Here is a 14,030-nt window from a genome sequence, read left to right on the forward strand (position 1 = left end):
CCCATCCCGAACTCGGAAGTGAAACGCAGCTGCGCCGATGGTAGTGTGGCTCAAGCCATGCGAGAGTAGGTCATCGCCAGGGTTTATACCCAAAACCCCGCTGCTCGCGCAGCGGGGTTTTTCTTTGGGCGCAGTAAATACAGGTAGTGCCGACCGCTGGTCGGCAACCCGATGGCGTTACATCGCCCGGTAGATCCACGCCATGCGTGGATGCCGTCCACGAGGAAGCATTGCGCCAACCAAGGTTGGCCGCTACCAATCGATTGCCGGCCAGCGGCCGGCACTACCGGTAGATCCATGCCGTGTGTGGATGCGGCGCCAAACAGGGCTGGCCGCTCCTCACGGCAGATCCGGAAGCGGACTTTTCCTGACCCATCACGCAGAAGCAGGCAAAAAAACGGCGCCCTGCGGGCGCCGTCTTGACCAGGATCGCATTGCAGGCCCGGATCAGGCGGCCCGCGGGACCTCGTGCGGTTCCTGCTGGCGGAACACCGATACCGCCTCGGTAAGCGTCCCCGCCTGCGACTGCAGCTCGCGTGCGGCCGCGGTGGCTTCTTCCACCAGCGCCGCGTTCTGCTGCGTGGCCTGATCCATCTGCACCACGGTCTGGTTGATCTGCTCGATGCCGATCGACTGCTCCTGCGACGCTGCGGAAATTTCGCGCATCAGGTGGCTGACATCCTCCACGCCGCCGGCAATGCCCTGCATCCGCTTGCCGGCGTCGGCCACCAGCTGGGCACCTTCGCCCACCTGCCGGCCTGCCTCATCGATCAGCTTTTTGATTTCCTGTGCGGCGGCGGCAGAACGCTGCGCCAACACGCGCACCTCGCTGGCCACCACGGCGAAGCCACGACCCTGCTCACCGGCGCGTGCGGCTTCCACCGCCGCATTGAGCGCGAGGATATTGGTCTGGAAGGCGATGCCATCGATCACGCCGGTGATGTCGCCGATCCGCTTCGAGGCGCCTTCAATCGCCTGCATGGTGTCGACAACCCGCTGCATCGCGGTGTTGCCATCACTGGCGGCGCTCTGCGTGGACGCAGCCAGCTCACTGGCCTCGCGCGCATGCGCAGCATTCTGGCGCACGGTAGCGGTCAGCTCCTCCATCGAGGCTGCGGTTTCCTGCAGGTGCGCCGCCTGGCGCTCGCTGCGCTCGGACAGCGCACCATTGCCTGCAGCGATCTCGCTGGCGGCGGTACTGATCGAGGCTGCGCACTGCTGGATGCGGCCCACCATGCGCGCCAGCTGGCCGGCGGTGGCGTTGGCATCGCGCTGGATCGCGGCGAAGGCACCGTGGTACTCACCGCGCATGCGCCGATCGAGATCGCCGTTGGCCAGCGCCGAAAGCATCTGCCGCACTTCATCGACGGTGCTGCTCAGCGTATCGAGCAGCTGGTTGATGCCACCGGTCAGGCCATCGAGGAAGCTGGCGCCTTCGGTCGCCTGCAGGCGCTGGCCGAGATCGCCGGCAGCGGCAGCAGCGACGATGCCGGCCACGGCGTTCTCAAGCGCCAGCTCCTGGGTACGGTCATGCCATTCCACGGCGAAACCGAGGCGCATGCCCTGTGCATCGAACACCGGGGTGACCACCTGCGCGAAGTGCACCGGGCCGATCTGTACCTTGCCGTTGTGGCTGGCCTGCAGACCGTTGAGGATCGCGCGGATGCGGTCCGGGTTGGCATGGAAGCGATGGATGCTGCTGCCAACCAGGCGTTCGGCATCGAAGTCAGGGAAGGCCTGGCGCAGTGTCGCCTGCTGGTTGCGCAGCAGAGCCACCACCGAGCGGTTCACATAGCGGATCACGTGATCGTTGTCGGCGATCATCATCGCGGTGCGCGAGGCATCCAGTGCCTGGCGGATCTGCGCATTTTCGGCATGCGCCGCCGCCTCGAGTCCACGCTGGGCCTGCACGTGGCGTGCAGTGTCGGCCAGGGCGTGGGCGAGTGAACCCGGTGCATAGGCGCCGGTGTCGGCATGTGCACCAAGATCGGCACCGGTGGCAATGTCGCGTGCCAGCGCGGCAAGCCGACGCGGGCCGTGGCCAAGGGCCTCGGTCTGCTGCCGAAGGCGCAGTGCGACCTGGCCGAGGAACAAGGTCAGGCCCGCGAACATGCCGGCCTGCAGCAGCGTTGGCCACAGCGCGGCACCGTCCTGCAACGGTGCCAGCAGCGCGAGCGTGCCGATGCCACCGGCCAGCCATACCGGCAGGCGATCACGATGGCTCAACAGCACGCCCAGCAGCAGCGCAATCGGCAACGCCGGCGACAGGCCCGTGATCGCGCACAGCCCTGCCAGCTGCAGCGACAACAACAGCGCCAGGCCATTGCGGGTGACGCAATGGCCCGCCTTGGGACCGGCCAGCCATATGGCAGGCAGCACAGCGGCCGCAACCAGCGAGGCGGTCAGGGCATGAGGCCCGCGCAGGGCCAGCACCAGGCCGGCCACCGCCAGTGCCGCACTGCCGATCAGCAATCGGCGGTCAGCGCGGTGGGCGAGCTGCTGCAGATGCGGCAGGCGGGCGGTATCGGGGGGACGAGTGGATGCAGCGGACATCGGCGACTCCTGGATCAGCAGACGGCTACGGCCACACGGTGGCGCACGCACGAGTGCGTGGCCAGGGCATGGACCGGGAATTCGGGGAATGCGACGCAATCAACGTCGCGCAGACGGGGCGCCGTGACCACATCCTGTGGGTGACGGAGCAATGGAGCGGGCATGCGGACTTCCTTGCAGGACCAGACACACGCCGCAGGCCCGACCGGGCCCACGTGCTGCGGACGCAGTGGCCCGCAACTGATGTATCGGCAGGAAGTGCGCAGAATGAAGTGCAGCGGACGCTGCGACTCAGCCGGCGTTGTCGTTGCCGAGGAAGCGCAGGATCACCTCGGCGATGCGTGCCGGGTCTTCCATATGCAGGTGGTGGTTGCCGGGAAACACGGCCAGCCGTCCATCACGCAGGTGCTGCAGGCGATCACTGCGCATCGGCTCGGGATAGTAGGACTGCGCCGGCGTGGCATAGATCACCTGCGTCGGGCAGGCGATGGCCTGCAGCAGGTTGTCGATCTGGCCTTCGCTGAGGCGGATCGCAGTGGGCAGCATCAGGCGCGGGTCGCTGCACCAGCGGTAGCCACCTTCGACCGGTTCCACGCCTCGCTCGACCAGCAGCCGTGCGCAGGGTTCGCTGAGCTGGTTGGTCATCATCCGCGCGCGGATCGGCGCTGCCAGATCGGGAAACACGCGCAGCTGCTTGCGTGCCAACGCCCGCGTAGCGTTCACATGCTCGCGCAGGCGATGCGCCGTTTCTTCCTCGGGACCGCGCAGGCCGCCGAGTGCTTCGATCGCCACCAGCCGATCAACACGGTCGCTGACCGAGGCGGTAAGGCTGGCAATGCCGGCACCCATTGAATGGCCGAGCAGGCTGAATCGGTCCCAGCCCAGCGCGTCGGCGACATCGAGTACGTGGCAGATCGCGGCGGCCGTGGTGTAGCTGGCACCCGCCGGCAGGTGTGCGCTGTGACCGTGGCCGGGCAGATCGATGGCAACCAGCTGCAACGCCGACAGGTGCGGCGCCAGCGGCACGAAGCTGGCGGCGTTGTCGAGCCAGCCATGCAGGGCCAGCACGCGTGGGCCGCCGCCGTGGTTGCGCAGGCCGGCGACGCGTGCGCCCCCGACCTGGAGTTCAAACGGTTGCAGGCTCATGCCAGCGAGGACACGGCCAGCCGTGCCAGGGCGCGTGCATGCTCCGGCTCGGCGTTGAGGCAGGGGATGTAGCGCATCGTCGCACCGCGCTCGGCCAGTGTTTCGGTGAAGCCCAGCGCAACCTCTTCCAGCGTCTCCAGGCAGTCGGTGGCAAATCCGGGGCAGACCACGTCGATCTGCTTCACGCCGGATTCGGCCAGCGCCCACAGGCTGGGCTCGGCATACGGCTGCAACCAGCGCTCGCGGCCGAAGCGCGACTGGTAACCCATCTGCCAGTCGTCCTTGCCCAGGCCCAGTGCATTGGCGATGGCCTGCGCACTGGCCTCGCAGCGCTGCGGATACGGGTCGCCCGCGTCGGCCAGGCGCTGCGGGATACCATGGAAGGAAAACATCAGTTTCTGACCGCGACCGTGCTGTTCCCAGTAGCGGCGGATCGATCCGGCTACGGCCTCGACCCAGCCGGGATCGACCGAGTAATCCCGCACTAGGCTCACGGTCACGCCCGGGTTGCGGCGCTGCCACGCATCGACCCGGTCTTCGACCGAGGCGGTGGTGGTGGTGGAGTACTGCGGGTACAGCGGCAGCACCACGATCCGGCGCGCGCCGTCGGCGGCCAGACGGTCGAGCTCGCCGGCCAGCGCCGGTTCGCCGTAACGCATCGCATGGCGCACCGTCAGGGTCGGCAGCAGGGCCTGCATGGCCTGCGCCAGCTGGCGCGTATGCACCATCAGCGGCGAGCCGTCGGGCAGCCAGACCTGGGCGTACTTGGCCGCCGACCGGCCACTTCGCAGCGGCAGGATCAGCCCGCGCAGCAGCGGCTGCCAGAGCAGTGCCGGAATCGCGACCACGCGCGGGTCGGACAGGAATTCGGCCAGGTAACGGCGTACGGCGGGGGCCGTCGGCGTCTCGGGCGTGCCTAGGTTGACCGCCAGCACGGCGGTATCGGGTGCGTCGAGCATGGGCGGTATTGTCGCCTATCCGGCGCCGCACCGGGATGCAGGGTTCGGATTGCAGGCATAGCGCGCATCAATGCGGGCAGGGAACGCTCATTGGGGATTCATGACAACACCACTAATTTCAGTCACTTGCTATATCTTCCTATGGACTGACTTCTGGAGCCTGCCATGCGTCGCCCGATCCAAGCCCTGCTGATCGCCGCCAGCCTGCTGTCCAGCCAGGCCATGGCCGGACCGCAGGAAGACCAGCGCGCCCGCAACGCCGTGCGCGTGCTGGCTGAAATCCAGGAAATCCCTGAACAGGGCATTCCGGACAAACTGCTCGACGAAGGCCGCGCGGTCATCGTCATTCCCGACACGATCAAGGCCGGTCTGGTCATTGGTGGTCGTCGTGGCCACGGCCTGATGTCGGTGCGCATGCCCAACGGTGCCTGGTCCAATCCGGTGTTCGTGAAGCTCACCGGTGGCAGCATCGGCTTCCAGGCCGGCGTGCAATCTTCGGATGTGGTGCTGGTGTTCCGCAACGACCGCAGCCTGGACAATCTGGTCAACGGCAAGTTCACGCTCGGCGCCGATGCCGGCGTTGCCGCCGGTCCGGTCGGCCGCAATGCCGCCGCCGCCACCGACGGCCAGCTGAAGGCCGAGATCTGGTCCTGGTCGCGTGCCCGTGGGCTGTTCGCGGGCGTCGCGTTGGATGGTGCGGTGCTGCAGATCGACGATGCCGCCAACCTTGACGCCTACGGCAGCAACACCACGCCGCGCATGATCTTCGAAGGTCGCGCCGCCGGTGCGCCGTCGATGGACGTGGTCGCCTTCCGTGATCGTCTGGAAGAGGCCACCTACGCCGCCCGCAACAACCGCAACGGCAACGGTGGCAGTGCACCGCGTCCGGCGGCGACCCCGGCGGTTGCGCCGGCGCCTGTTCAGGCAGCGCCGGCCGCCCCAACCGAAGCCACCACCGCGCCGTTGCAGAACGTGCCGCAGAACCCGCCGCCGCAGCAGCAGGGCTTCCAGCCGGTCAACGACGGCGAAATCCGCACGGAAACGCTGGGCGGAAACTGACTTTCGTCACGCGCGCCGGCTAACACCCGGTGCGCTATGCTCGACAGCCTGATCACTAACGTAACGAGCGTCTTTATGGGCAGTTTCAGCATCTGGCATTGGTTGGTCGTGCTGGCCATCGTCCTGCTGGTGTTCGGCACCAAGCGCCTGACCAGTGGCGCCAAGGACCTCGGCTCGGCGGTCAAGGAATTCAAGAAGGGCATGCGCGACGAAGACAAGCCGAACGCGCAGCTGGGCGATGAGTCGCGTAGCCAAGACGCCTCGCGCACCGCGCAGGACGAGCACGACCGTAACGCTCGCTGATCCGGAGCGGTTGCGGTGTTCGATATCGGCTTCAGCGAACTGCTGGTGATCGCGGTGGTCGCCCTGGTGGTGCTCGGTCCCGAGCGCCTGCCCAAGGCGGCCCGCTTCGCCGGCCTGTGGGTGCGCCGTGCCCGCAATCAGTGGGATTCGGTGAAACAGGAACTGGAGCGCGAACTGCAGGCCGAGGACATCAAGCGGCAGATGCAGGACGTGCGCCAAGGCATGCAGGACACCGAGAACCAGCTGCGCGCCAGCGGTGAAGCGATCCGTCGCGAAGCGCAGCAGGCGCAGCAGCAGGGCGATACGCTGGCGCAGGAGGTTCGCGCACCGGCGCCTGCGGATCTGCCGCCGCATATGAGCGCTGCGCCCGATGCCGATGCGCCGGCACAGGAGAGCGTTGCTCCCGAGCCGACGCCGGCGACACCCCCTGAAGCCGGTGCGCCGCCGCCGCAGAGCAGCCCGGAGCGCCAGCCATGAGTGAACAGGATTTCGGCGAAAGCTCGCTGGTCGAACATCTGGTGGAGCTGCGCGGCCGCCTGGTGCGCGCATTGCTGGGCCTGGGCGTGGTGCTGCTGGCGCTGCTGCCATTTACCCAGAAGCTGTACAACGCGCTGGCCGAACCGCTGGTCTCGCAGCTGCCCAACGGGCAGACGATGATCGCGACCAATCCGGCCGGCGCCTTCTTCGCGCCATTGAAGCTGACCTTCTTCGTGGCCCTGTTCGTGGCGGTGCCGTGGCTGCTGTACCAGCTGTGGGCCTTCGTCGCCCCGGGGCTTTACGCGCGTGAGAAGCGCCTGGCGGTGCCGCTGCTGGTGTCTTCGGTACTGCTGTTCTACACCGGCTGTGCCTTCGCCTACTTCCTGGTGCTGCCGGCGGTGTTCCATTTCCTGACCACCTTCAGCCCGGACGTGATCGCGATCACCCCGGATGCGAATGCCTACCTGGATTTCGTGCTGGCGATCTTCTTCGCCTTCGGTGGCAGTTTCGAACTGCCGGTGGCGATGGTGATCCTGGTCCTGCTGGGCTGGGTGACGCCGCAGCAGTTCAAGGAAGGCCGTGGTTACGCGATCGTCGGCATCTTCGTGCTGGCGGCGGTGCTGACCCCGCCGGACGTGGTCTCGCAGCTGATGCTGGCGATCCCGATGTGCCTGCTCTACGAGCTGGGCATCCACGCCGCACGCTGGCTGGTGCCATCGTCGGCGGTGAAGAAACCCGCCGCCTAAAAAAGGGGACGGAGGGGATTAAGTCGTTATCGGCACAGTGGCACAAACGACTTAATCCCCTCCGTCCCCTTTTTCGTCAGGCGTGGAAGATGTCGCTTGAGGCCGGGGTGGTCGGCACCGGCGGTGCTGCGCGGCTGCCACGGTGCACGAACATCTGCTTCCACGCGGCGTAGACCGCGCCGACATACAGCGGCATCAGCACCGTGGTCAGCACCAGCTGGGCGATGAAGGCGGCGGCCAGCGGGCCTCCGATCAGCATCGCGATCTGGATCACGATCACGAACAGGATGTAGATGCAGAACGCGGCGATCAGGCCGAGCACGGCGAACACGATCATCGCGCCGATGTTCTCGATGCAGCCCTGCAGGCTCAGGCGCAGCGCGTGCATGCCGCTCTGCTTGTCGAACACCACCAGCGCCGGCTGGGTGAACATCGCCAGCGAGAGCGCCACCGCGCTCAGGAACACCAGCAGCATCCACAGCGCGATGCGCTTGGCCGGCAGGTTGGCGACCAGCGCCGCGGCATCGTCCGGCTTGATCTGCTGGCCACTGCGGCTGATCTCTTCCATCTTGGTCATGACCTCGCTGAAGGCGGTGAAGCCTTCGCGGCCGATCATCATGAACAGCAACGCGCCCAGCAGCAGCACCGCCAGCACCTGGATCGCCAGCGGCACCAGCAGGTGGCTGACGCGGTGGTCGCGGATCGGCTGCAGCAGGTGCGAGGACAGGCCCGGGCGGCCTTCGTCGATCTCACCCACGGCGTAGAGCATGCCGCCGAACATGATCGGCGAGATGGCCAGGGTCATCAGCTGCACGGCCATGCCGGCGGCGCCGGGAATCAGCGTCGACAACAGGGTGACCACCCAGCTCACCAGCAGCCAGGCCAGGCCGATCCGGGCCAGCTGCAGCGGCGCACGCCGGTACAGGGAGAACGTATCCAGCAACCACTGGGCGCCCGCCGAGGCCGGCAGCTTGCGAATCTCTTTCATGGACATCCGGGAAGGACAGGAGGGGACGGGCGGTTGCCCGTGCCGCTGATTATCCCTGTTTTGCCGCCGGCTGGGCTGAAGACAGCCGCGCCTGTCGGACGAAGCGGCGCAGCAGCTGGCGGGCCAGCGGTGCGGCGCTGACTGCGCGCTCGATGCTGCGCGCACAGCCGCCGTGGCGGCCGATGCAGTCGGCGCGGGCGCGCACGTAGCCGCGCATGTGGTGGGTGGCGAATTCGGGGTGGAACTGCACGCCCCAGGCCTGGCGCCCCCAGCGGAACGCGTGGCAGCCATCCAGCGGCGAGCGTGCCAGCACCTCGGCACCGTCGGGCGCGCGCAGCACGGTCTGCAGGTGGGTGGCGTGGGCGGCAAAGTGCTGCGGCAGGCCCTGGAACAGCGGATCCTGTGCCGCCTGTGGCTGCAGCTCCAGCTCGATCGTGCCGGACTCGCGCCCGGCCGGGTTGTAGGCCACCTCACCGCCCAGCGCATGCGCCAGCAGCTGGTGGCCGTAGCAGATGCCGAACACCGGCAGGCCGGCGTGGACGGTCTGGCGCAGCCACGCCGCGCTGCGCTCGCTCCAGTCGGCGTGGTCAGTAACGAAGGCGGCCGAGCCGGTCACCAGTACGCCGGCAAAACCGTGCGGATCGGGCAGGGCGCCACCGTGTTCGACATCGACCACCACCGTCTCGTGCTCTTCCAGCCCGGCGGCGACGCGGATCCAGTGCGGAAAGCGCCCGTAGCGGCGCAGCGACGGTACCGGGCGGCCGGTTTCAAGGATCAGGAAGGGGGCTGGGTTCATCCGGGGGCGGCAGCACTGACAGGACTTCCTCGATTGTAGTCAGCCCCTGCGCCACCTTTTCAAGCCCGGCCTGGCGCAGGGTTCGCAGCCCTTCAGCGCGCGCGGCACGGGTGAAACCGGCCAGATCCATGTCGGCGCGGATCTGCCCGCGCAGCCGCGAGCCCAATGGCAGCAACTCATACAGGCCGATGCGGCCGAGAAATCCGGTGCGCCGGCACTCCAGGCAACCGACCGGACGACAGGGCGTGGCGGCATCTGGATATGCAGCTTGGCTATCAGCCAGCACCGCCCAGTCGGCAGCACCAAGGGTGTGCGGCTGCTTGCAGTGCGGGCACAGGGTACGCACCAGGCGCTGGGCGAGGATGCCGTTGAGGGTGCTGGCCAGCAGGTAGTGCGGCACGCCCAGGTCGAGCAGGCGGGTGACCGCCGACGGTGCATCGTTGGTGTGCAGGGTGGACAGCACCAGATGGCCGGTCAGCGACGCCTGCACCGCCATCTGCGCGGTCTCCAGATCGCGGATCTCGCCGATCATGATGATGTCCGGGTCCTGCCGCAGCAGGGTGCGCACGCCGCTGGCGAAGTCCAGGTCGATGTTGGCCTGCACCTGCATCTGGTTGAACTCGGGGGCGATCATCTCGATCGGGTCCTCCACCGTGCACACGTTCACGTCCGGCGTGGCCAGCCGCTTCAGCGTGGAATACAGGGTGGTGGTCTTGCCCGAGCCGGTCGGGCCGGTGACCAGTACGATGCCGTGCGGGCGCTCGACCAGTGCATTCCAGCCAATGGCCTCCTGCGGGCTGAAACCGAGCTGGTCGATGCTCTTGAAGGCGGCATCGGGGTCGAAGATGCGCATCACGCACTTCTCGCCGAACGCGGTGGGCATGGTCGACAGACGCATCTCGACCTCGCGGCCACCCGGCGAGCGGGTCTTGATGCGGCCGTCCTGCGGGCGCCGGCGCTCGGCCAGGTCCATTCGGCCGAGTACCTTGATGCGGCTGACCACCGCGGTCATCACCGCCGGCGGCACCTCGAACACCTTGTGCAGCACGCCGTCGATGCGGAAGCGCATGCGTCCCATCTCGCGGCGCGGTTCCAGGTGGATGTCCGAGGCGCGCTGCTCATAGGCGTACTGCAGCAGCCAGTCGACGATGTGCACGATGTGCTGGTCGTCGGCATTGACGTCGCCGGTGCGGCCCAGCTCGACCAGCTGCTCGAAGCTGGGCAGGGTGGTGTTGGCCTCGCAGCGGACGTCGCCGCGCGCGCCACGCACCGAACGGGTCACCCCATAGAACTCCATGGTGTAGCGGTGCAGGTCGAGCGGATTGACCACCGCCAGCTCGATGCGGCGGCGGGTCAGGTGCTGCAGGTCGCGGCGCCATTCCTGCACCAGCGGCTCGCTGGTGGCCACCAGCACCCGTTCGGCATCCACTGCCAGCGGCAGGAAGCGGTGGCGACGGGCATAGGCGTGGGAGACCAGCGCGGTGACCGCAGCGACGTCGACCCGGGTCGGATCGATGCGCAGGTAGCGGCTGCCGGTGCGTTGGGCCAGCCATTCGGTCAGGCGTTCCAGGGTCAGTTCGCCGCCGTCGCGGGTGGCCAGCTTGAGGTTGGACAGCAGCACCAGCGGGTGCACTTCACTGGCATTGCGCGCGCCCTGTGCGGAAAACCGCATGCGCTCGCCCTCGTGCTCGGCGACCAGGCCGTCGGCCAGCAGCGCCGCACCAACCTGCTCGAAATGCAGGCGGCCCCACGGCAGCGGGACGCCGCCTGGCTCGCCGGGCGTGCCCACCGGCAGCCGATGTTCCATCTGCCTGCTCCTCCCGGGTACGGAATGCCCCGCAGGTCGGCCGTTATACTAGCGCACCCCCTTGCCGGCCAAGACTCGTACGCATGTCCGCGACCCCGACCGTTCCGATCACCTTCCAGGGCCTGATCCAGACCCTGAACCAGTTCTGGGCCCAGCAGGGCTGCGTGCTCATCCAGCCGCTCGACCTGGAGGTGGGCGCCGGTACCTTCCACCCGGCCACCTTCCTGCGTGCGATCGGTCCGGAAAGCTGGAACGCGGCCTATGTGCAGCCGTCGCGGCGCCCGACCGACGGCCGCTACGGCGAGAACCCGAACCGCCTGCAGCGCTACTACCAGTACCAGGTGGCGATGAAGCCGGCGCCGGACAACATCCAGCAGCTGTACCTGGATTCGCTGAAGGCACTGGGCATCGATCCGCTGGTGCACGACCTGCGCTTCGTCGAGGACAACTGGGAATCGCCGACGCTGGGCGCGTGGGGCCTGGGCTGGGAAGTCTGGCTCAACGGCATGGAAGTGACCCAGTTCACCTACTTCCAGCAGGCCGGTGGCCTGGAGTGCCGCCCGGTGCTGGGCGAGATCACCTACGGTCTCGAACGCCTGTGCATGTACCTGCAGAACTGCGACAACGTCTATGACCTGGTCTGGACCTACGGCCCGGACGGCCAGCCGGTGACCTACGGCGACGTCTACCACCAGAACGAGGTGGAGCAGAGCACCTACAACTTCGAATACGCCGACGTGGACGAAATGTTCCACCGCTTCGATGCCTGCGAGCGTGAAGCGCAGAAGCTGGTGGAAGTGGGCCTGCCGCTGCCGGCCTACGAGCAGGTGATGAAGGCCAGCCATACCTTCAACCTGCTCGATGCGCGCCGCGCGATCAGCGTGACCGAGCGCCAGCGCTACATCCTGCGCGTGCGCGCGCTGGCCCAGGCAGTGGCCAAGGCGTATTACGAGCAGCGCGAGAAGCTGGGCTTCCCGGGCGCGAAGAAGGCCTGACCGCCTTCCTGCACCGTCCCGCTTTTCATCAACTACCCGGGGCGCCGGACGCGTTGCGCGCTGCGCCCCCACCACAGGATCGAACCGATGAGCCAACTGTCCCCCCTGCTGATCGAACTGGGCACCGAGGAGCTGCCGGTCAAGGCGCTGCCGGGCCTGGCCCAGGCGTTCTTCGACGGTGTTGTCGAAGGCCTGCGCAAGCGTGGCGTCGCGCTGGAGCTGGGCGATGCCCACCCGCTGTCGACCCCGCGCCGGCTGGCCGTGCTGCTGCCGGGCGTCGGCCTGGAACAGCCGGAACAGCACAGCGAAGTGCTGGGCCCGTACCTGAACATCGCGCTGGATGCCGAAGGCCAGCCGACCAAGGCCCTGCAGGGCTTCGCCGCCAAGGCCGGGATCGACTGGACCGCGCTGGAGAAGACCACCGACAACAAGGGTGAGCGCTTCGTGCACCGCGCCGTGACCCCGGGCGCGAGCACCGCCAGCCTGTTGCCGGACATCCTGCGCGAGGCGATCGCGGCGATGCCGATTCCCAAGCCGATGCGCTGGGGCGATCACGCCTGGGGCTTCGCCCGCCCGGCACACTGGCTGGTGCTGCTGCACGGCGCCGACGTGGTCGAGGCCGAACTGTTCGGCCTGCAGGCCGGCCGCGCCAGCCGTGGCCATCGTTTCCACCACGACCAGGCCGTGTCGCTGGCGCAGCCGCAGGACTACGTTGAAGCGCTGCGCGCCGCGTTCGTGCTGGTCGACCCGAGCGAGCGCCGCACGCGCATCGTCGCCGAGGTCGAGGCCGCCGCAGCCGGGGCCGGTGGCAGCGCCCGCATCACCGAAGACAACCTGGAGCAGGTGGTGAACCTGGTCGAATGGCCGTCGGCGGTGCTGTGCAGCTTCGAACGCGCGTTCCTGGCGGTGCCGCAGGAAGCGCTGATCGAGACAATGGAGATCAACCAGAAGTTCTTCCCGGTGCTGGATGCCGCCGGCACGCTGACCGAGAAGTTCATCGGCATCGCCAACATCGAATCGAAGGACGTGGCCGAAGTGGCCAAGGGCTACGAGCGGGTGATCCGCCCGCGCTTCGCCGATGCCAAGTTCTTCTTCGACGAGGACCTGAAGCAGGGCCTGGTGTCGATGGGCGACGGCCTGAAGACGGTGACCTACCAGGCCAAGCTGGGCAGCGTGGCCGACAAGGTGGCGCGCGTGGCCGCACTGGCCGAAGTGATCGCAGCCCAGGTCGGTGCCGATCCGGCGCAGGCCAAGCGGGCTGCCGAGCTGGCCAAGAACGACCTGCAGTCGCGCATGGTCAACGAATTCCCGGAATTGCAGGGCATCGCCGGCCGCCACTACGCCGTGGCCGGTGGTGAATCGGCCGACGTGGCGCTGGCCATCGACGAGGCCTACCAGCCACGTTTCGGTGGTGACGACATCGCGCTGTCGCCGCTGGGCAAGGTGCTGGCCATCGCCGAACGCGTGGATACGCTGGCCGGTGGTTTCGCTGCAGGCCTGAAGCCGACCGGCAACAAGGACCCGTTCGCGCTGCGCCGCAATGCGCTGGGCCTAGCCCGCACGATCATCGAAAGCGGCTTCGAACTGGACCTGCGCGCGCTGATGGCCAGCGCCAATGCCGGCCTGGCCGCGCGCAACGTGCAGGCCGATGTCGGCGAGCTGTACGACTTCATCCTCGACCGCCTGAAGGGCTACTACGGCGACAAGGGCGTGCCGGCCACGCACTTCAACGCGGTGGCCGAGTTGAAGCCGGCCTCGCTGTACGACTTCGATCGCCGCCTGGATGCGATCGGCACCTTCGCCGCGCTGCCGGAGGCAGAGGCGCTGGCCGCGGCCAACAAGCGCATCCGCAACATCCTGCGCAAGGCCGAGGGCGAGATTCCGGCGCAGATCGACGCGGCACTGCTGCAGGAAGATGCCGAGCGCGCGCTGGCCGAAGCGGTGACCGCCGCCATCGATGACACCGGCGCCAGCCTGCACCAGAAGGATTATGTGGCGGTGCTGGCACGCCTGGCGCGCCTGCGTCCGCAGGTCGACGCGTTCTTCGATGGCGTGATGGTCAACGCGGAAGATCCGGCACTGCGTGGCAACCGCCTGGCGCTGCTGACGATGCTGGGCGAGCGCCTGGGCAAGGTGGCGGCGATCGAGCATCTGTCGAGCTGACGCCCGTATCGGTAGTGCCGGCCGCTGGCCGGCATTGC

Annotated in this window: 12 protein-coding genes and 1 rRNA gene; 7 read left to right on the plus strand and 6 right to left on the minus strand. The window is 67.8% G+C overall.

The window, feature by feature from the left end; translation table 11 throughout:
* Positions 1-82: ribosomal RNA gene (rrf, locus tag ACM0PK_RS21205) — 5S ribosomal RNA — on the plus strand; the annotation flags it as partial.
* Between the two features lie 365 nt (positions 83-447).
* Here rrf and ACM0PK_RS21210 read toward each other — a convergent pair.
* The 3 genes from ACM0PK_RS21210 to hemH all read right to left on the minus strand — a co-directional run bounded on the left by ACM0PK_RS21210 (position 448) and on the right by hemH (position 4,658).
* Entirely contained in the window at positions 448-2,553 is a 2,106-nt protein-coding gene (locus ACM0PK_RS21210) for a methyl-accepting chemotaxis protein (protein ID WP_414607087.1), read from the minus strand.
* A 291-nt stretch (positions 2,554-2,844) separates the two neighbouring features.
* Positions 2,845-3,699: an alpha/beta fold hydrolase gene (locus ACM0PK_RS21215; RefSeq protein WP_111202116.1), complete on the minus strand. Its 855-nt coding sequence runs from the start codon at positions 3,697-3,699 to the stop codon at positions 2,845-2,847.
* Entirely contained in the window at positions 3,696-4,658 is a 963-nt protein-coding gene (hemH, locus tag ACM0PK_RS21220; RefSeq protein WP_065177801.1) for a ferrochelatase, read from the minus strand. Before hemH ends, ACM0PK_RS21215 begins: the two co-directional genes overlap by 4 nt.
* Before the next feature lie 165 nt (positions 4,659-4,823).
* Between hemH and ACM0PK_RS21225 the strand changes: the two genes are divergently transcribed.
* From ACM0PK_RS21225 to tatC, 4 genes are all read left to right on the plus strand, one after another.
* Positions 4,824-5,717 carry a lipid-binding SYLF domain-containing protein gene (locus tag ACM0PK_RS21225; protein WP_061480672.1) on the plus strand — a complete coding sequence of 298 codons (894 nt, stop codon included), beginning with the start codon at positions 4,824-4,826 and terminating at the stop codon, positions 5,715-5,717.
* Between the two features lie 75 nt (positions 5,718-5,792).
* Complete coding sequence (gene tatA / locus ACM0PK_RS21230; protein WP_005420453.1) at positions 5,793-6,020, plus strand: Sec-independent protein translocase subunit TatA; 228 nt, start codon at positions 5,793-5,795, stop codon at positions 6,018-6,020.
* Positions 6,021-6,035: 15 nt separating this feature from the next.
* On the plus strand, positions 6,036-6,497 hold the full coding sequence (tatB, locus tag ACM0PK_RS21235; RefSeq protein ID WP_072168854.1) for a Sec-independent protein translocase protein TatB: 462 nt from the start codon (positions 6,036-6,038) through the stop codon (positions 6,495-6,497).
* Positions 6,494-7,243 (plus strand): twin-arginine translocase subunit TatC, encoded by a 750-nt coding sequence (gene tatC / locus ACM0PK_RS21240; RefSeq protein ID WP_005420449.1) that lies wholly within the window; start codon positions 6,494-6,496, stop codon positions 7,241-7,243. The genes tatB and tatC overlap by 4 nt, the downstream gene beginning before the upstream one ends.
* 76 nt (positions 7,244-7,319) lie before the next feature.
* On the opposite strand, the gene ACM0PK_RS21245 is transcribed toward tatC, so the two are convergent.
* Genes ACM0PK_RS21245 through ACM0PK_RS21255 form a run of 3 tightly spaced genes read right to left on the minus strand, consistent with a single transcriptional unit; the run spans position 7,320 to position 10,834 of the window.
* On the minus strand, positions 7,320-8,231 hold the full coding sequence (locus ACM0PK_RS21245; RefSeq protein WP_072168855.1) for a BPSS1780 family membrane protein: 912 nt from the start codon (positions 8,229-8,231) through the stop codon (positions 7,320-7,322).
* 49 nt (positions 8,232-8,280) lie between these two features.
* Entirely contained in the window at positions 8,281-9,027 is a 747-nt protein-coding gene (locus ACM0PK_RS21250; protein WP_072168856.1) for a glutamine amidotransferase, read from the minus strand.
* On the minus strand, positions 8,999-10,834 hold the full coding sequence (locus ACM0PK_RS21255) for a GspE/PulE family protein (protein WP_414607086.1): 1,836 nt from the start codon (positions 10,832-10,834) through the stop codon (positions 8,999-9,001). The genes ACM0PK_RS21250 and ACM0PK_RS21255 overlap by 29 nt, the downstream gene beginning before the upstream one ends.
* Positions 10,835-10,917: 83 nt before the next feature.
* Between ACM0PK_RS21255 and glyQ the strand changes: the two genes are divergently transcribed.
* Together glyQ and glyS are read left to right on the plus strand one after the other, a co-directional pair.
* Positions 10,918-11,829, plus strand: a complete 912-nt coding sequence (gene glyQ / locus ACM0PK_RS21260; protein WP_049412007.1) for a glycine--tRNA ligase subunit alpha — start codon at positions 10,918-10,920, stop codon at positions 11,827-11,829.
* 87 nt (positions 11,830-11,916) lie between these two features.
* Positions 11,917-13,992: a glycine--tRNA ligase subunit beta gene (gene glyS, locus ACM0PK_RS21265; protein ID WP_414607085.1), complete on the plus strand. Its 2,076-nt coding sequence runs from the start codon at positions 11,917-11,919 to the stop codon at positions 13,990-13,992.
* Positions 13,993-14,030 lie beyond the last annotated feature (38 nt).

Origin of the sequence: Stenotrophomonas sp. FR010, from assembly GCF_047520755.2 — a bacterium.
Taxonomy (GTDB): domain Bacteria; phylum Pseudomonadota; class Gammaproteobacteria; order Xanthomonadales; family Xanthomonadaceae; genus Stenotrophomonas; species Stenotrophomonas sepilia.